The following is a 16,040-nucleotide window of genomic DNA, read 5'->3' on the forward strand; positions in this document are numbered from 1 at the left end:
GGCTCACGCGTCCGGGTGCCCCAGGTTGCGGGCGATGCGGCGCAGGACGCGGACGGCGTCGTCGATCTGGTCCCGCGGGACGTCCGCCGTCGCTTCGGCACGCAGGGCCTCGACCGCCTCGCCCACGCGGGCGCCCGCAGTGCGGCCCGTGGCGGTGAGGGTGTAGAGGTCGCCCTCGACCGTCACCCAGTGGGACTCGACCAGCTCCTCGATCTGACCGGGCACCGCGCCGCGCTGCTCCTCCTCGAAGCCGGCCTCGAGCTCGGCGCGGGACTGCGGGGCCACCGTGAGGGTGTTCAGCAGCTGCCACTGGGCGCGGGTGAGGCCGTGCTCCTCGAGGCTCTCGGCCACGCGCGCCGCGATCAGGCCCTCGGTGAGGGTGAGCCAGTGCGCCAGGGGCAGGCCGGAGGGGTGCTGGACGGCGGCGTCGTCGTGCGGGATCTCGCTCATGACCCGAGCCTAGCCAGGCCGGGACGGAAGCGGCAGGGGCGGTCGGGCCCGCACTAGCATGGGCGGCATGACCGACGCGCAGACCCCCACCGTCCCCACGCCCGAGCAGGACCGCGAGCGGCTCAAGCAGCTCATCCAGGAGCTGGCCGTGGTGCACGGCCGCGTGACCCTGTCCTCCGGCAAGGAGGCGGACTACTACGTGGACCTGCGTCGCGTCACCCTGCACCACGAGGCCGCCCCGCTGATCGGCCGCGTGATGCTGCGCCTGCTCGAGGAGAACGGGATCGGGTTCGACGCCGTGGGCGGTCTCACCATGGGCGCCGACCCCGTGGCCACCGCGATGATGCACCAGGCCGGCGCCGCGGGCCGCGCGCTCGACGCGTTCGTGGTGCGCAAGGCGCAGAAGTCGTACGGCATGGGCCGGCAGGTGGAGGGCCCGGGCGTGGACGGCCGCCGCGTCGTCGTGCTGGAGGACACCTCGACGACGGGCGGCTCCGCGCTCACCGCCGTCGAGGGCGTGCGCAACGCCGGCGGCGACGTCCAGGCCGTGGCCGTGATCGTGGACCGTGCGACCGGCGCCGCCGAACGCGTGGCCGAGGAAGCGGGGGTGCCGTACCTGTACGCGTTCGGCAAGGACGAGCTCGGCCTCGACTGAGCCTCGGACGGCCCCGCGCGCCGCCCGCCTAGAGCCAGTCCGCGCGCTTGAACAGCACGAACAGCGTGAGGGCCACCGCCAGCATGAGTCCCAGGGCGAACGGATAGCCGAACGCCCAGTGCAGCTCGGGCATGCCGTCGAAGTTCATGCCGTACACCGAGCCCACCAGCTGCGGCGCGAAGATGATCGCCGCCCAGGACGAGATCTGCTTGACCTGCTCGTTCTGGGCGATCGACTGCTCGGCCAGCCGCTTCGAGGCCAGCGTCGAGTCCAGCTCGAGGGCGCTGTTGAGCATCTGGCGCATGGTCATCACGCGCTCGTTGATCTGGACGGCGTGGTCGTGGACGTCGCGCAGGCGGCGCAGGTTCTCCACCTCGAGGCGCGCCTGATCGCTGAGCTCCTCGTCCTCCCAGGCGTGGGCGTCGTCGCGCCGGGGCAGGCCGTCGGCGTCGAGGCGGCGGGTGTCCTCGTGCAGGCGGGTGCGCACCTCCTCCTGGAGCTGCTCCACGATGAACGGCAGCGCGCGGATGGCGTGCTGGAAGTTCAGCACCTCGCGGGAGAGCTCGTAGATGCGCCGGGAGACGTGCCCGTCGCCGGCGAAGACCTGGTCCTCGATCTCCGCGATGTCCTGTTCGAGGCCGTCGGCCACCGGGAAGTAGTCGTCCACGACCCGGTCCAGGATCTCCAGGGTGACCTGCCACGGCCCCATCGCGAGGCGCTCGCGGCCCTCCGTCTCCAGGGACCGACGCACGGCGGCCAGGTCCGGCTCCTCCGCGTGACGCACCGTCACCACGTAGTGCTCACCGGTGAAGACGCTCAGCTCGCCGAACTCCACGGTCTCGGTGCGGTCGATGTAGCGGGCCGGGTGCAGGACCATGAACGAGTCCTCGCCGTAGCGGTCCAGCTTGGCGCGCTCGCCTCCGGCGAGGGCGTCCTCGACGGCGAGCGGGTGCAGGCGCAGCTCCTCCGCGACCGCTTGGAGCTCGGCCACGTCCGGGCGGTACAGGCCCAGCCAGGCCATGCCGCCGGTGCGCTCGCACTCCTCCCAGGTGTCCTCGAGGGTGGAGGGGGCGTGGACGCGCCGCCCGTCCACGTACACGGCGTTGTCGATCATGCTCACCCGGACATTCTCCCCGACGGTGGCCCCCGGCGGATTCCAGGATGCGCGCGCTACGGTGGCGCCATGAAGACTCCGCGCCATGCCCCGCCCGTCGTCCGTGACGGCAAGACCCTGCTCCCCGCCCACGCCGTCTCCACGGCCCCGGTCGCCGCGTTCGGTCTGATCGGCGGCTACCTGACGGCCCGTGAGACCGGCATCCGCCCGCTCGGCGGCGTCGTGCTGGCCGCCGCCGGCCTGTACGCCGGCCGGACGTGGCTGGCCACGCGGGGGCCGGCCGTCACCGGGGGCCTGGCCGCCCTGTACCTCGGCGGCTTCGGCGCCTCCCACCCGCTGGCCAAGAAGATCGGCGCGTGGCCGGCGGTGCTCTCCGTGGCCGCGGTGTCCGCCGGGGCCGCCTGGGCCGCCGTCGACCGGTCCGAGGCCGGCCGCTGAGCGAGCCCGCGCCGGCCGAGGACGGCGCCGCGCCCCGCGAGGTCGGCGTCGGCCCGTGGACCGGCCCGTGGCCGGAGGACCCCCGCTACGACCCGGAGCTGCTCGCGCTTGGCGACCGCCGCAACGTGCTCGACCGCTACCGCTACTGGAGCCTCGAGGCGATCGTCGCGGACCTCGACGCGCGGCGGCACCCGTTCCACGTGGCCATCGAGAACTGGCAGCACGACCTGAACATCGGCACCGTCGTGCGCACCGCCAACGCGTTCAACGCCGCCGGGGTGCACATCATCGGGCGGCGCCGCTGGAACCGGCGCGGCGCCATGGTCACCGACCGGTACCTGCACGTGCGCCACCACGAGACGGTGGCGGCGTTCACCGGGTGGGCGGCGGGGGAGGGGCTGCCCGTGCTCGGCGTGGACCTGTTCCCCGAGTCGGTGCCGGTGGAGACCTTCGACTTCCCGCGTGCCTGCGTGCTCGTCTTCGGGCAGGAGGGGCCGGGACTCTCGGCGGAGGTGCGCGCGGCGTCGAGCGCGGTGCTGTCCATCGCGCAGTACGGCTCCACCCGCTCGATCAACGCGGGCGTGGCCGCCGGCATCGCGATGCACGCGTGGATCCGGCAGCACGCGGCCGTCCCCTGAGTCCGGCGCGAGCCAGACGATTCCGCGCTGAAAGGAGCCTCTGGACCGCAGATTCGTCTGGCTCGCCGCGCAGAACGGCGCAGGACCGCGCAGGACCGCGCCGACGACGTGCGGCGTGACGGCCTCAGCCCGCGAAGGGCCGGGCCGGCAGACCCGTCACCCCCGGGCGGACGGCGAACAGGGCCCCGGCCAGCGGGTCCTCGCCGCGCTCCAGGTTCTCCCAGGAGGTGGTGATGTAGAGGGTGCCGAGGTCGTCGCCGCCGAAGGTGCACGCCGTCGTCTTCTGCACGGGCACCTCGACCACCTCGTCGAGCGTCCCCTCGGGCGTGTACCGGTGGATCTGCCCGTGGCTGATCACGGCCACCCAGATCCCGCCCTCGGCGTCCACGGTGAGTCCGTCCGGCTTGCCCTCCCCGTCGAGCACGTCCACGAGCACGCGGCGGTTCGTCAGGCCCTCCTCGCGGGAGTAGTCGAACACGGCCACCTGCCGTGTGGGGGTGTCGTTGTAGTAGGCCCGCGTGCCGTCGGGGCTCCACTCCAGGCCGTTGGACGTCGTCGCGCCGGTCAGCACGACGTCCACCTCGCCGGCGCCGCCGTCGGGCCCGGGGGCGAGCCGGTAGAGGTTCGCCGCGCCGGGGGTCTTGGCGTACGCCATGGTGCCGCAGTGGAACCGGCCGTCCGGGTCGCAGCCGCCCTCGTTCATCCGGATCCCGGCGTCCGCGCCCCACAGCTCGGGCAGCGTCGTCAGCTCGCCCTCGGGCGAGATCAGGGCGAAGCCCCGCTCCACCGCGACGACGGCGCCACCCCCCGCACGCGGGCGCAGCGCGGCGGCCACGTCGCCGACGTGCGTGCGGTCCACCGTCCCGTCGGTGCGCAGGGACAGGACGTCCCCGGCGAGCATGTCCACCCAGCGCAGGCCGCCGCCGGCGGTCACGCCCTCGGCGGCGCTGCCCCACGAGGCGGCCCAGACGGGGCCCTCGCCGTGGTAGGCGATGGGATCGGTGACCTGCTCGGCGCGCATGACTGCTCCTTCGGTGGGCGGGACGGTCCTGGCCCCGACGCTAGCCGAGGCTCAGAACCACCCGCACGAGTCGGCGGTCCAGCGGTCGGCGAGGGTCGCGTCCAGGAACGCCCCCATCCGCGGCAGCGAGGCCACGTGGCCGCCCACGTGGGTCGGGGTGAGGAGCGGGTCGAAACGCACCCGCGCGCCCTCCGCGCACCAGCGGCGGCCCAGGTCGCGGCCGGTGCGGTACGGGATGACGTCGTCCGTGACGGAGTGCGCGATCATCACCGGCACGTCCGGACGGCGGCCCGGTGCGCCGATCCGCTGCTCGGCGAGGATCCCGGCCAGCTCGGCATCGGAGCGGACGAGCTCAGGGAAGTCCTGCCCCGTGTGGGTCAGTGTGGCGGAGTCGAGGTGCGCGTAGGCGAGGCTGCCCACCATGCAGGTCTCGGCCGCGCCGGCGAGGGCCGTCAGGCCGGTCTCGTTGAGGTGCGTGGCCGGGTCCACGTCGTACGCGGCGAGCTGCCCGGCCATCGCGTAGAGCAGGAAGGCCGCGTACAGGCCGCCGTCGATCCGGTCCGCGACCTGCACGAGGTCGGCCGGCGGGGCGCCCACGTAGGCGCCCTTGAGGTCCAGCTCCGGGGCGTAGTCGGACGCGAGCTCGGCGGCGGCCGCGGCCGCCCCGCCGCCCTGCGAGTAGCCCGCGAGCGCGACCGGCGCGGTCGCGGTGACGCCCGACCCCGACACCTGGGCGGCCGCGCGCACCGCGTCGAGGACGGCGTGCGCCTGGGCCTCCCGGACCATGTAGGTGTGCGTGCCCGGGGTGCCCAGGCCCTCGTAGTCGGTGACCACCACGGCGTGGCCGCGACTCAGCAGGGAGGTGATCCCCACGCCTTCGTACTGTTCGCCGGTCGAGAGGGTCCGCGAGGGGGCGCAGCGGTCCGCCGCCCCCTGGGTCCCCACCGCGTAGCTGATCACGGGACGCTCGCCGCTGCCCGTCCAGGGCGCGGTGGGGGTCAGCACGGTGCCGGTCACGGCGATGGGTCGGCCCTGGGCATCCTGCGAGGCGTACATGATGCGCGTGGCGTGCGCCGGCACCTGCACCAGCCGCACCGGGTCCAGGTAGAAGGCGGTGGGCTCGGTGCGGATCAGGGCGCCGGGGGTCGCGGGCACGGTGGCGGGCGGCAGGTAGAAGGGGTCGTCGGCCGAGGCCGCCGCCAGGGTGTCCCGGGCCGCGTTCCAGCGGGCGTCCTCGGCCGTCGTGGCCGGCTGCGAGAGGTCCGCGACGGCGGAGCTCACCTCCGGTGCGTCCGGGGCCGGGGCGGACTCCTGGGCCAGGGCCGCGTGTGGCGCGCCGAACCCGGCGACGACAGCCAGGGCGGCGGCCAGGGCGAGGGGGCGGGAGGGGCGGTGGGCGGGGGCCATGGCGGTCTCCGGTCTCTCGGATGCGAATGTGACGCCGCTCACCCTAGGCAAACGGCGGGGTCGTGCCCAGGCCGGCGTCGCCGTCGGGTCCGGGACCCTGGGGCGGGTCCGGCCGCGCGGATAGGATGTGCCCGAGGGTGTCGCGCTCGCCGCGCTCCCCCGCCTGCCCGAGTCGACGACGCCTAGGAGCTGCAGCATGCCCATCGCATCCCCGGAGAAGTACGCCGAGATGATCGACGCCGCCAAGAACGGCGCCTTCGCCTTCCCGGCGATCAACGTCACCAGCTCCCAGACCCTGAACGCCGCCATCCGCGGCTTCGCCGAGGCCGGCTCGGACGGCATCGTCCAGGTCTCCACCGGCGGCGCCGCCTACTTCTCCGGCTCCTCCGTGAAGGACATGGTCGCCGGCTCGCTGGCCTTCGCCGCGTTCGCGCGCGAGGTCGCCAAGAAGTACTCCGTGAACATCGCCCTGCACACGGACCACTGCCCCCAGGACAAGCTCGAGGGCTTCGTCCTGCCCCTGCTGGACGCCTCGGAGGCCGAGGTGAAGGCCGGGCGCGACCCGATCTTCAACTCCCACATGTGGGACGGCTCCGCCGAGACCCTCGAGGAGAACCTGCGGATCGGCCGCGAGCTGCTCGCGCGCACCCACGCCAACAAGCAGATCCTCGAGGTGGAGATCGGCGTCGTGGGCGGCGAGGAGGACGGCGTGGCCCACGAGATCAACGAGAAGCTCTACACCACCGTCCAGGACGGCATCGCCACGGTGGAGGCCCTCGGCCTCGGCGAGCACGGTCGCTACCTCACCGCGCTGACCTTCGGCAACGTGCACGGCGTCTACAAGCCGGGCAACGTGAAGCTGCGCCCGGAGATCCTGCAGGAGATCCAGCAGGCCGTGGGCGAGAAGTTCGGCAAGGAGCGCCCGTTCGACCTCGTGTTCCACGGCGGCTCCGGCTCCGCCGCCCAGGAGATCGCCGACTCGGTGGAGTACGGCGTCGTGAAGATGAACGTGGACACGGACACCCAGTACGCGTTCACCCGCCCGGTGGCCGGGCACATGTTCGAGAACTACGACGGCGTCCTGAAGGTCGACGGCGAGGTCGGCGACAAGAAGCAGTACGACCCCCGCGTGTGGGGCGCCAAGGCCGAGGAGGCCATGGCCGCCCGCGTGGTCCAGGCCTGCACCGAGCTGAACTCGGCCGGCAAGAGCATCGGCTGACCCCGCCGTCCGCCGCGCCGGCCCGCACCCTCGCGTGAGGGTGCGGGCCGGCGTCGTCCTCAGCCCTCCCGCTCCTCCTGGGCCTGGAGGAACTCGAAGACCTCGCGCTCGTCCACACCGGGGAAGGTCTGCGTGGGCATGGCCGCCAGCAGATGCGCGTGCATGCGGGCCGCGGGCCACACGTGCCCGCCCCACGCGGCCTCGAGCTCGGGGTCGGGGCGGCGGCAGCAGCGCGGATCCGGGCACGTGGAGGTGACCCGGTGGCGGGTGTCCGCGCCGCGGAAGTACCGGGCATGCTCGAACGGGGTGCCCACGGAGAGGGCGAACAGTCCGTCGGGGCCGTTCTCGATCATCGAGGTGCACCAGAACGTCCCGTTGGGCGAGTCCGTGTACTGGGCGTGGGCGCGGAACCGGTCGTTGCGGGAGAACGCCTGCCGTGCGCCCCACTTCCGGCACGCCTGCTGGCCCTCGATCGCACCGGTGTGGTCGGCGGGGAACACGATCCCGTCATTCTCGTAGGCCTTGTGGATCACCCCGGTCTCGTGGACCTTCTGGAAGTGGCAGCGGATGCCCAGGTCCACGGTGGCCAGGTTGGTGAACCGGTGCGCGGCGGCCTCGTAGGAGACGCCGAACGCGTCCTTCAGGTCGTCCACGGACAGGTCCCGGCGCTTCTGGGCGGCCCGCAGCAGCGACGACGCCGCCCGCTGCGGCATGAGCAGCGCGCCCGCCAGGTAGTTCACCGCCACACGCTGGGCGAGGAAGTCCTCGTAGTCCCGCGGCTCGCCGTGGCCCAGGACGGCGGCGGCGAGGGCCTGGAGCACCACGGTGCGGCGGTCATGGTCTGAGGAGCGGGAGCCGCTGATGTGGATGCGCCCGTGCTTGAGGTCCGTGACGGAGCGCGTGGAGTGCGGCAGGTCCGGGACGAAGCGCAGGGTGAAGCCGAGGTGCTCGGCCAGCTCCGAGACCGCGTGCAGGCCCAGCGGCCCGCCCGTGTGGCCGATCGCGTCGAGCAGCCGATGCGCCTCGGCCTCGAGGTCGGGGTAGTGGTTGTCCACCGCGCGCATCTGGGCGCGCAGCTGGGCGTTGGCGCGGCGCGCCTCCTCGGGGGTGGCGGCCTGCTCCTCCAGGCGACGGCGCAGCTCGGCCTCCAACCCCGCGATCACCTCGAGGACCTCGGTGGGGGTGCGGGGCCCGATGCGCAGCGGCGGCAGGCCGAGGGAGGCGTAGTGCTCCGAGCGCGCGAACCGTTCGACCTCGATCTCCAGTTCGGCCCGCCGGGTGGGGGCCCGGCCGGTGAGCAGGTCCTCGACCGGCACGCCCAAAACCTCGGCGATCCGCTGGACCAGCGAGAGCCGCGGCTCGCGGCGGGCGTTCTCCACGAGGGACAGGTGCGAGCCGCTCACTCCCGTGCGCTCCGCGAGCTGGTCCAGGGTGAGGCCGGCCTGCTTGCGCAGGTGCCGAACGCGGCGGCCCAGCGCGACGGCGTCCACGGTCGCGCTGTCCTCGGGAAGCGGGCGGGTCATCATGCGCGGAACTGTAGACGGAACCGGGGAGGAGATCACGTGTTTCGGAAAGAAAGTCACATTCTTGACAAGCGGGGGGCCGTTGCCGTGATCCAGGCCACATGGGGGCGCAAGGACCGTCACGTTCTGACCCAGTGGCAGGAACAGCCGGAGTTTCCACCGATTTTGTGCTCCAGAGGGCCTTGCCCGGGGCCAAGGTGGATGTCAACGGCAGCGACGGACACGTCGCACCGAACCCTTCACGAACCGGACCGATCCTCAGGAGGACGTCATGACCACCCAGCCCCACCACTCCACTCCCGCCTCCGCCGAACAGCTCCAGCACGACTGGGACAACAACCCCCGCTGGGCCGGCGTCGAGCGCAGCTTCACCGCCGAGGACGTCGTCCGTCTCCGCGGCCGCATCCAGGAGGAGCACACGCTGGCCCGCCGCGGCGCCGAGAAGCTGTGGACCCAGCTGAAGGACGAGAACGCCCGCGGTGAGTTCACCAACGCCCTCGGCGCCCTCACCGGCAACCAGGCCGTCCAGCAGGTCAAGGCCGGGCTGCGCGCCATCTACCTCTCCGGCTGGCAGGTCGCCGCGGACGCCAACCTCTCCGGCCACACGTACCCGGACCAGTCCCTGTACCCGGCCAACTCCGTGCCGCAGGTGGTGCGCCGCATCAACAACGCCCTGCTGCGCGCGGACCAGATCGAGCACGCCGAGGGCGTCAGCAGCGTCGAGGACTGGCTCGTGCCGATCGTGGCCGACGCCGAGGCCGGCTTCGGCGGCCCGCTCAACGCCTACGAGCTCATGAAGTCGATGATCACCGCCGGCGCCTCCGGTGTGCACTGGGAGGACCAGCTGGCCTCCGAGAAGAAGTGCGGCCACCTCGGCGGCAAGGTGCTCATCCCCACCGGCCAGCACATCCGCACGCTCAACGCCGCCCGCCTGGCCGCCGACGTCGCCGACGTGCCCAGCGTGATCATCGCCCGCACTGATGCCGAGGCGGCCACCCTGATCACCTCGGACGTGGACGAGCGCGACGCCGAGTTCATCACCGGTGAGCGCACCGCGGAGGGCTTCTACAAGGTCCGCAACGGCGTCGAGCCCTGCATCGCCCGCGCCAAGGCCTACGCCCCCCACTCGGATCTGATCTGGATGGAGACCGGCACCCCGGACCTCGAGCTGGCCCGGAAGTTCGCCGAGGCCGTCAAGGCCGAGTTCCCGGACCAGATGCTGGCCTACAACTGCTCGCCGTCGTTCAACTGGAAGAAGAACCTCGACGACGACACCATCGCCAAGTTCCAGCGCGAGCTGGGCGCCATGGGCTACACCTTCCAGTTCATCACGCTGGCCGGCTTCCACGCCCTGAACCACTCGATGTTCGACCTGGCCAAGGGATACAACGAGCGCCAGATGTCCGCGTACGTCGAGCTGCAGGAGCGCGAGTTCGCCGACGAGGCCCGCGGCTACACCGCGACCAAGCACCAGCGCGAGGTCGGCACCGGCTACTTCGACGCCGTGTCCACCGCCATCAACCCGGACAGCTCCACGGTGGCCCTGGCGGGCTCCACGGAGTCCGGCCAGTTCCACTGATCCGCTCAGCCGAGACCGCGAGGAGGCAGTCCCATGAGCCCGCAGACCACGACCCCCACCCTGCACGAGATCCATGCCGACGACGTTCGGGAGCACACGCCCCTGCCGCATGACGTGAGCACCCAGGCCATCCCCGTCGTCATCCCCGAGGGCGCCGCCCCCGTGGTGACCGTCCACGGGCCGGTCGACGGGCGGCAGGCCGAGATCCTCACGGACGAGGCGCTGGCGTTCCTCGGCCGCCTGCACCGGCTGGCCGAGGACCGCCGCCGGCGGCTGCTCGAGGAGCGGGAGTACACCCAGCGCCGCATCACCGACGGATGGAACCCGCACTACCTGCGGTCCACCCGCCGGGTCCGCGAGGACGACTCCTGGCGTGTGGCGCCGCTGGCCCCCGGCCTGCAGGACCGCCGCGTGGAGATCACCGGCCCCGTGGATCGGAAGATGACGATCAACGCCCTCAACTCGGGCGCCTCGGGCTGGCTCGCCGACTTCGAGGACTCCTCGACGCCGTCCTGGGACCGGATGCTGGACGGGCAGGTCAACCTGTTCGACGCGATCCGCGACCAGATCGACTTCACCTCCCCCGAGGGCAAGGAGTACCGGCTGCGCGAGCGCGAGCTCACGGACCGGCCGACCATCATCGTCCGCCCGCGCGGCTGGCACCTCATCGAGGACCACATCCGTGTGGACGGCGAGCCGATGGCCGGCGCCCTCGTGGACTTCGGCCTGTACTTCTTCCACAACGCCCACGAGCTGATCCGCCGCGGCCACGGCCCGTACTTCTACCTGCCCAAGCTCGAGTCCCATCTCGAGGCGCGGCTGTGGAACTGCGTGTTCGTGGCGGCGCAGGACGAGCTGGGCATCCCCCAGGGCACCATCCGGGCCACCGTGCTGATCGAGACGATCACCGCGGCGTTCCAGATGGAGGAGATCCTGTACCAGCTGCGCAACCACGCCGCGGGCCTCAACGCCGGCCGCTGGGACTACATCTTCTCCATCATCAAGAACTTCCGGGACCGCGGGGCCGAGTTCGTCCTCCCGGACCGCTCGGAGGTGACCATGACCCAGCCGATGATGCGGGCCTACACGGAGCAGCTGGTCCGGGCCTGCCACCGGCGCGGCGCCTCGGCGATCGGCGGCATGTCCGCCGTGATCCCGGACCGCCGGAACGAGGAGGCCAACGCCGCCGCGCTGGAGAAGGTGCGCGCGGACAAGGCCCGCGAGGCCGGCGACGGCTTCGACGGCTCGTGGGTGGCGCACCCGGACCTCGTGCCGGTCGCCCGGGAGGAGTTCGACGCCGTGCTCGGCGAGGCCCCGAACCAGATCCGCACCCGCCGTCGCGAGGACGTGGAGCCGGACGAGGCCGCCCTGCTCGACGTCGCCGCGACCACGGGCTCGGTGACCGAGGCCGGCGTGCGGATGAACATCGAGGTCGGGATCCGCTACATCGAGTCCTGGCTGCGGGGGAACGGCGCCGCCGCGATCCACGGACTCATGGAGGACGCCGCCACGGCGGAGATCTCCCGGTCCCAGATCTGGCAGTGGGCCCACAACGGCACCGGTGTGCAGCTGACCGAGGGCGGCGTGCGGACCGCCAACCGCGGCTGGATGGAGCAGCTGATCCGCGAGGAGCACGCTCGGATCCTCGCCGGCCCGCTGCCCGAGGGCCACCGGTTCGAGGACGCGGTGCGCGTGTTCTGCGAGTCGGCCCTGCCGCCGGAGTACCCGGCGTTCCTCACCCTGGGCGCGTACCGCCGGCACTTCGCCAGTCAGGACGACGCCGCGGCGAAGGCCTGATCCGCCGGGCCCCACGACGACGGCCGGTCACCTCACGAGGTGACCGGCCGTCGTCGTGCCGGGACGTCACTCCCCGGACGTGGAGGGGGACGGCGAGGCCGAGGCCGAGGCCGACTTCGTCGGTGACGGGCTGGCCGACGCCGAGGCGGACGCCTCCGCGGCCCGCTGGGATTCGGCGGCCTCCCGCGCGGCGCCCTGGAACGGCCGCGGCGGCTGGCCGGGGGCCACGGGGCCGGGGGCGCCCTCGGGGCGGTCGATCGTGGACTGGTTGTTCAGCAGCTCGTCGGGCACGCGGCCGGTGGGGATCTCCCGGGCCTGGGCCAGGGTCTCCTCGTCCATCTGCGCGTTCAGGAAGAACGGCGAGCTGAGCTTGATGACCTCCTGGAAGTCCCCGGCGTCCTTCAGCACGGTGTCCGCGAGGTGGTCGCGGGTCTCGGTGACGAGGGTGGTGCTCTGCGCGACCGGCGAGTTCTTCACCTGGGTGAGGCCGCCGTTGGCGTCGCCGAAGCCCTCCATGGAGCCCATGGTCACGGAGACCATCTCGCTGCCGTCCTCGGAGCAGGCCCACGCGGTGCGCTGGGGCAGCAGGGGGGCGCCGTCCTGGCCGCCGACCATGCCGGGGCGCAGCAGGGCGAGCAGCCCCTTGCCGGTCTTCGGGTCGAACGTGTACTCGTCCGCCACGGCGGCGGGCTCCTCCTGGCACCACTCCAGGCGGGAGCCGTCGAGGTTGTGCTGGTAGTGGACCTGCGCCAGGGGCATGCCGGGGCTGTACTCGAAGTAGCCGTTGTAGACGCAGGTGAGGAACTCGTGGGTCTCGTCCTGCGAGGCGAACAGCTGCACGATCTCGATGTTCGAGCTGTCCGGGATGTGCGTGGCGACGGCGTCCAGGGTGCGCTGGTCCAGGACGTCGCGCGTGCAGTCCATCACGGAGACGGTGTCGTTGCGGACCGCGGCCGTGTTCTTCCAGGCCTCGGTGGCGGCGCCGTCCTTGATGCCCGGGCCGACGGTCTCGAACGCCTGACGCGGCTCGGCGCGCGGGGTGCCCTCGGCGGACTCCGACGCGAGGGCCTCACGGACGCGGGACGCCGCGGCGGACGCGGGGTCGGTGGGGCTCTCCGTGGCCGAGCCGGCCGCGGCCGAGGCCGCCGATCCGCTGGGCGCCGCGGCGGTCGACGAGGCGGGCTCACCGGACTGGCCGGCCGAGCCGCAGCCGGCCAGGGCGAGGGCGAGGGCGGCGACGCCGACGGCCAGCGGGGCACGGCGGCGGGCGGGCGCGGGGTGGGTCATGGAGGCTCCTTCGACGGCATCGGCGGCCCGGCCCCGGGAGCGTGGGGCGGCGGACGGACGCTGCGCCTACGGTACCGGACCGTCCTGGACGCGGGGACGGCGATCCGTCCGGCGTCCGGCGCCGTCGATAGACTCGGCCGCGACCGCATCGTCCGCGAGGAGAAGAGGCATCCCATGTCCGAGTCCCTGATCGGCAAGAACCTGATGGAGCCGCCGGCCACGCGCCTGCCGGAGGAGCCGGAGGTGCTGGCCCGGCTCGAGGCAGGTGACCTGCCCGAGGACATCGTGCCGGTGGCGCCCGAGTCCTCCCTGGTGTGGGCGCTCATGGCGGAGGACGCGTGGGCCGAGGGTCGGACCGTGGACTCCTATGCGTACGCCCGCGTCGGCTACCACCGGGGCCTGGACGCGCTGCGCCGGGCGGGGTGGCGCGGCGCCGGCCCGGTGCCGTACGCCCATGAGCCCAACCGCGGCTTCCTGCGCGCCCTGTACGCGCTGGGCCGCGCGGCCGCCGGGATCGGGGAGTCCGAGGAGGTCGAGCGCATCCGCACCTTCCTGCGGGACTCGGACCCCACGGCCGCGGAGCAGATCGAGGCCGACCAGGGCCGCGCCCAGGGCTGAGCGGAGCCGTGGCCAAGCTCTACTTCCGCTACGGGGCCATGAACTCCGGCAAGTCCACGGGCCTGCTGCAGGCCGCCTTCAACTACGAGGAGCGCGGCCAGCGGGTGCTGCTGGCCAAGCCGGAGGTCGACGTGAAGGGGGAGGGCGACGTCGTGTCCCGCCTCGGTGTGACCCGCGCCGTGGACTTCCTCGTCCCGGCGGGAGCGGACGTGCGGGAGCTGTTCCGCCGGCACGCCACCGGTGACGACCCGGACGCCCTCGTGGGGCACGTGGAGGCTCCGCCCGTGGCGTGTCTGCTCGTGGACGAGGCACAGTTCCTCGAGCCGGCGCAGGTGGACGACCTGCTGCGCATCGCCGTGCTCGACGGCGTCCCCGTGATCGCCTACGGGCTGCGCACCGACTTCCGCACCCGCTCCTTCCCGGGCTCCGCGCGGCTGCTGGAGCTGGCGCACTCCCTCGATGAGCTGAAGACCATCTGCCGGTGCGGCCGGAAGGCGGTGTTCAACACGCGCAAGGTCGTGGACCCGACCACGGGCGCCGAGCACTTCGTGTTCGAGGGGGACCAGGTGGCGATCGACGGTGTTCAGGTGACCTACGAGTCTCTGTGCGGCACGTGCTACCTGGCCGAGTCCGGCGGTGCACTGGGCTGAGGCGGCCATTGCCAGGCAACTGCCAGGCTGCGTGACGGCTGCGCCCATGCTCGGTTCGTACGGTGGAACCACTTCATCGAGGTGCGAGTGATGAAGGTGCGAGTGATGACAGGCGAAGGGCCCCGGTGATCCCGGGGTCCTTCGTCTGTCCGGACCCGGCCCGCATCGGCCGGCCGGCTCAGAGCGAGACGAGCAGGAGTGTGCCGCCGAAGACGAGCCCCGACGCGAGCAGCACGACCGTGGTGTACCCCAGGATGTCGCGCATCTTCAGGCCGGCGATCGCCAGAAGGGGGATCGCCCAGAACGGCTGGATCATGTTGGTCCACTGGTCGCCGTAGGAGACGGCCATGATGGTGATGGCCGGGTCCACGCCGAGCGCGTCGCCGGCCTGGAGCATGATCGGGCCCTGCACGGCGAACTGTCCGCCGCCGGAGGGGACGAAGAAGTTCACGAGGCCCGCGGCCAGGAACGCCAGCAGGCCGAACGTCACCGGGTTCGAGATCGCCACGAAGGCGTCCGAGAGCACCGCCACCAGGCCGGTGGTCGTCATCATGCCGAGGATGCCCGCGTAGAGGGGGAACTGCAGCAGGATCTCGCCCACGTTGGACGCGGCCCCCTGGGTGAGGCCGATCAGCTCGTGCGGGCTGCGCACCAGCAGCAGGATCAGCGCGAGGAAGGACCAGTTGACGATGTCCAGGGTGAGGGTGCCGCCGCCGACGAAGTGCATCACCAGATAGGTCACGAGCATGGCGCCGACGAGGAGCGTGGGGACACGGGAGGCGTCGAGACGGTCCGCCGGCGTCTCGATCTCCGGTGCGGACACCGCGTCCTGGTCCCGCGCGTCGATCTCCAGCTCCACGATCCGGTCCCCGGCGCGCGGGGCGACGAGGAACAGGGCCAGGGCCACGACGAGCACGGTCACCACGGCGGCGGTGATGTTCCACCAGGAGAAGGTGGTCTCCGAGACCGGGACCGTCCGGCCGTCCAGGCTCTCCGTGAGGAACGAACCGGGGGTGGCGGCCGTCAGCGGGCCGGAGCCCGAGTACCCCATGTGCCACACCACGAACCCGGAGAACCCGGCGGCCACCAGCATCGGGAAGTGCAGGACCAGCCCGCGCTCACGGGCCTGCGCCGCGACCTCCTTGGCCAGCAGCGCACCGACCACCAGGCCCAGGCCCCACGTGATGAGGGAGGCCGCCGCCACCACGAACACGAAGATGTAGGCGGCCAGGGGCGTGCGGGGAATGCTGGCGAGCCGGGCGAGCAGGCGGCGCACCGGACCGGTGTTCGCCAGGATGTGGCCGAGCATGAGCACGAGCGCCATCTGCGTGATGAACGCCAGCAGTCCGGACAGGCCGTCACCCCAGCCCACGACGACGTCGGCCGGCCCGGCCGGAGTGAGCAGCGAGGACCTCCTCTGTTGTGAGGCGGGCCTCGGCGCTGGAGATGGCCTAGGGCGTGTCTGAGAATGGCTCCAGGGACCCGCTGAGATCCGGGGAGCCATGTCCCGGTTGCACGTCGTCTCCGATGCCCGATCGGAGCTGATCGCCCCGCTGCTCCAGACCGCACGGGCCGGCAGGGTCGACCCTTCTGTAAGCGGCCATGAAAAGCTGCCCATAGGTGGCCAGGGAATGACCCGCTGAC

General features: G+C 72.5%; 14 protein-coding genes and 1 pseudogene. 8 read left to right on the forward strand and 7 right to left on the reverse strand.

Going from position 1 to position 16,040, the window contains the following annotated elements:
- Window positions 1-3: 3 nt before the first annotated feature.
- Window positions 4-450: a MarR family winged helix-turn-helix transcriptional regulator gene (locus NR072_RS01680; protein ID WP_134416816.1), complete on the reverse strand. Its 447-nt coding sequence runs from the start codon at window positions 448-450 to the stop codon at window positions 4-6.
- Window positions 451-508: 58 nt separating this feature from the next.
- Here NR072_RS01680 and pyrE point away from each other — a divergent pair, with 58 nt between their 5' ends.
- Window positions 509-1,105, forward strand: coding sequence for an orotate phosphoribosyltransferase (pyrE, locus tag NR072_RS01685; protein ID WP_073116238.1), 597 nt, complete (start codon window positions 509-511; stop codon window positions 1,103-1,105).
- Window positions 1,106-1,133: 28 nt separating this feature from the next.
- Here pyrE and NR072_RS01690 read toward each other — a convergent pair whose 3' ends face one another.
- Complete coding sequence (locus tag NR072_RS01690) at window positions 1,134-2,219, reverse strand: magnesium and cobalt transport protein CorA (protein ID WP_134416824.1); 1,086 nt, start codon at window positions 2,217-2,219, stop codon at window positions 1,134-1,136.
- 69 nt (window positions 2,220-2,288) lie between these two features.
- Between NR072_RS01690 and NR072_RS01695 the strand changes: the two genes are divergently transcribed.
- Together NR072_RS01695 and NR072_RS01700 are read left to right on the forward strand one after the other, a co-directional pair.
- Window positions 2,289-2,657, forward strand: a complete 369-nt coding sequence (locus NR072_RS01695; protein ID WP_141843960.1) for a hypothetical protein — start codon at window positions 2,289-2,291, stop codon at window positions 2,655-2,657.
- Entirely contained in the window at window positions 2,654-3,295 is a 642-nt protein-coding gene (locus NR072_RS01700; RefSeq protein ID WP_225348933.1) for an RNA methyltransferase, read from the forward strand. The genes NR072_RS01695 and NR072_RS01700 overlap by 4 nt, the downstream gene beginning before the upstream one ends.
- 124 nt (window positions 3,296-3,419) lie before the next feature.
- Here the strand turns inward: NR072_RS01700 and NR072_RS01705 are convergent, their stop codons facing one another.
- On the reverse strand, window positions 3,420-4,316 hold the full coding sequence (locus tag NR072_RS01705; RefSeq protein ID WP_020626752.1) for an SMP-30/gluconolactonase/LRE family protein: 897 nt from the start codon (window positions 4,314-4,316) through the stop codon (window positions 3,420-3,422).
- 51 nt (window positions 4,317-4,367) lie between these two features.
- Window positions 4,368-5,723 (reverse strand): lipase family protein, encoded by a 1,356-nt coding sequence (locus NR072_RS01710; RefSeq protein ID WP_134416815.1) that lies wholly within the window; start codon window positions 5,721-5,723, stop codon window positions 4,368-4,370.
- A gap of 196 nt (window positions 5,724-5,919) precedes the next feature.
- Here NR072_RS01710 and fbaA point away from each other — a divergent pair, with 196 nt between their 5' ends.
- Entirely contained in the window at window positions 5,920-6,942 is a 1,023-nt protein-coding gene (fbaA, locus tag NR072_RS01715; RefSeq protein WP_020626750.1) for a class II fructose-bisphosphate aldolase, read from the forward strand.
- 59 nt (window positions 6,943-7,001) lie between these two features.
- Here fbaA and NR072_RS01720 read toward each other — a convergent pair whose 3' ends face one another.
- Entirely contained in the window at window positions 7,002-8,468 is a 1,467-nt protein-coding gene (locus NR072_RS01720) for a helix-turn-helix domain-containing protein (protein ID WP_134416814.1), read from the reverse strand.
- Between the two features lie 268 nt (window positions 8,469-8,736).
- Between NR072_RS01720 and aceA the strand changes: the two genes are divergently transcribed.
- The gene (aceA, locus tag NR072_RS01725; RefSeq protein ID WP_129043255.1) at window positions 8,737-10,044 is read left to right on the forward strand and encodes an isocitrate lyase; all 1,308 of its coding nucleotides are present in this window, start codon (window positions 8,737-8,739) and stop codon (window positions 10,042-10,044) included.
- A gap of 33 nt (window positions 10,045-10,077) precedes the next feature.
- Window positions 10,078-11,841, forward strand: a complete 1,764-nt coding sequence (gene aceB, locus NR072_RS01730) for a malate synthase A (RefSeq protein WP_134416813.1) — start codon at window positions 10,078-10,080, stop codon at window positions 11,839-11,841.
- A gap of 66 nt (window positions 11,842-11,907) precedes the next feature.
- Here the strand turns inward: aceB and NR072_RS01735 are convergent, their stop codons facing one another.
- Window positions 11,908-13,128, reverse strand: coding sequence for a hypothetical protein (locus NR072_RS01735; RefSeq protein WP_134416812.1), 1,221 nt, complete (start codon window positions 13,126-13,128; stop codon window positions 11,908-11,910).
- 174 nt (window positions 13,129-13,302) lie between these two features.
- Between NR072_RS01735 and NR072_RS01740 the strand changes: the two genes are divergently transcribed.
- Both NR072_RS01740 and NR072_RS01745 read left to right on the forward strand, forming a co-directional pair.
- On the forward strand, window positions 13,303-13,746 hold the full coding sequence (locus tag NR072_RS01740; RefSeq protein ID WP_095695231.1) for a DUF3151 domain-containing protein: 444 nt from the start codon (window positions 13,303-13,305) through the stop codon (window positions 13,744-13,746).
- An 8-nt stretch (window positions 13,747-13,754) separates the two neighbouring features.
- Window positions 13,755-14,396: a thymidine kinase gene (locus NR072_RS01745; RefSeq protein WP_256835933.1), complete on the forward strand. Its 642-nt coding sequence runs from the start codon at window positions 13,755-13,757 to the stop codon at window positions 14,394-14,396.
- A gap of 178 nt (window positions 14,397-14,574) precedes the next feature.
- On the opposite strand, the pseudogene NR072_RS01750 reads toward NR072_RS01745, so the two are convergent.
- A pseudogene (locus NR072_RS01750) lies at window positions 14,575-15,801 on the reverse strand (short-chain fatty acid transporter); the annotation flags it as partial.
- Window positions 15,802-16,040: the final 239 nt, after the last annotated feature.

The sequence above is a fragment of the Micrococcus sp. Mcc89 genome (assembly GCF_024519795.1).
Taxonomy (GTDB): Bacteria; Actinomycetota; Actinomycetes; order Actinomycetales; family Micrococcaceae; genus Micrococcus; species Micrococcus luteus.

Bases quoted from the DNA above. Each gene is read 5' to 3' on its own strand.
- NR072_RS01680 (WP_134416816.1), bottom strand. From the start codon at position 450: ATGAGCGAGATCCCGCACGACGACGCCGCCGTCCAGCACCCCTCCGGC.
- pyrE (WP_073116238.1), top strand. From the start codon at position 509: ATGGGCGGCATGACCGACGCGCAGACCCCCACCGTCCCCACGCCCGAG.
- NR072_RS01690 (WP_134416824.1), bottom strand. From the start codon at position 2,219: ATGATCGACAACGCCGTGTACGTGGACGGGCGGCGCGTCCACGCCCCC.
- NR072_RS01695 (WP_141843960.1), top strand. From the start codon at position 2,289: ATGAAGACTCCGCGCCATGCCCCGCCCGTCGTCCGTGACGGCAAGACC.
- NR072_RS01705 (WP_020626752.1), bottom strand. From the start codon at position 4,316: ATGCGCGCCGAGCAGGTCACCGATCCCATCGCCTACCACGGCGAGGGC.
- NR072_RS01710 (WP_134416815.1), bottom strand. From the start codon at position 5,723: ATGGCCCCCGCCCACCGCCCCTCCCGCCCCCTCGCCCTGGCCGCCGCC.
- fbaA (WP_020626750.1), top strand. From the start codon at position 5,920: ATGCCCATCGCATCCCCGGAGAAGTACGCCGAGATGATCGACGCCGCC.
- NR072_RS01720 (WP_134416814.1), bottom strand. From the start codon at position 8,468: ATGATGACCCGCCCGCTTCCCGAGGACAGCGCGACCGTGGACGCCGTC.
- aceA (WP_129043255.1), top strand. From the start codon at position 8,737: ATGACCACCCAGCCCCACCACTCCACTCCCGCCTCCGCCGAACAGCTC.
- aceB (WP_134416813.1), top strand. From the start codon at position 10,078: ATGAGCCCGCAGACCACGACCCCCACCCTGCACGAGATCCATGCCGAC.
- NR072_RS01735 (WP_134416812.1), bottom strand. From the start codon at position 13,128: ATGACCCACCCCGCGCCCGCCCGCCGCCGTGCCCCGCTGGCCGTCGGC.
- NR072_RS01740 (WP_095695231.1), top strand. From the start codon at position 13,303: ATGTCCGAGTCCCTGATCGGCAAGAACCTGATGGAGCCGCCGGCCACG.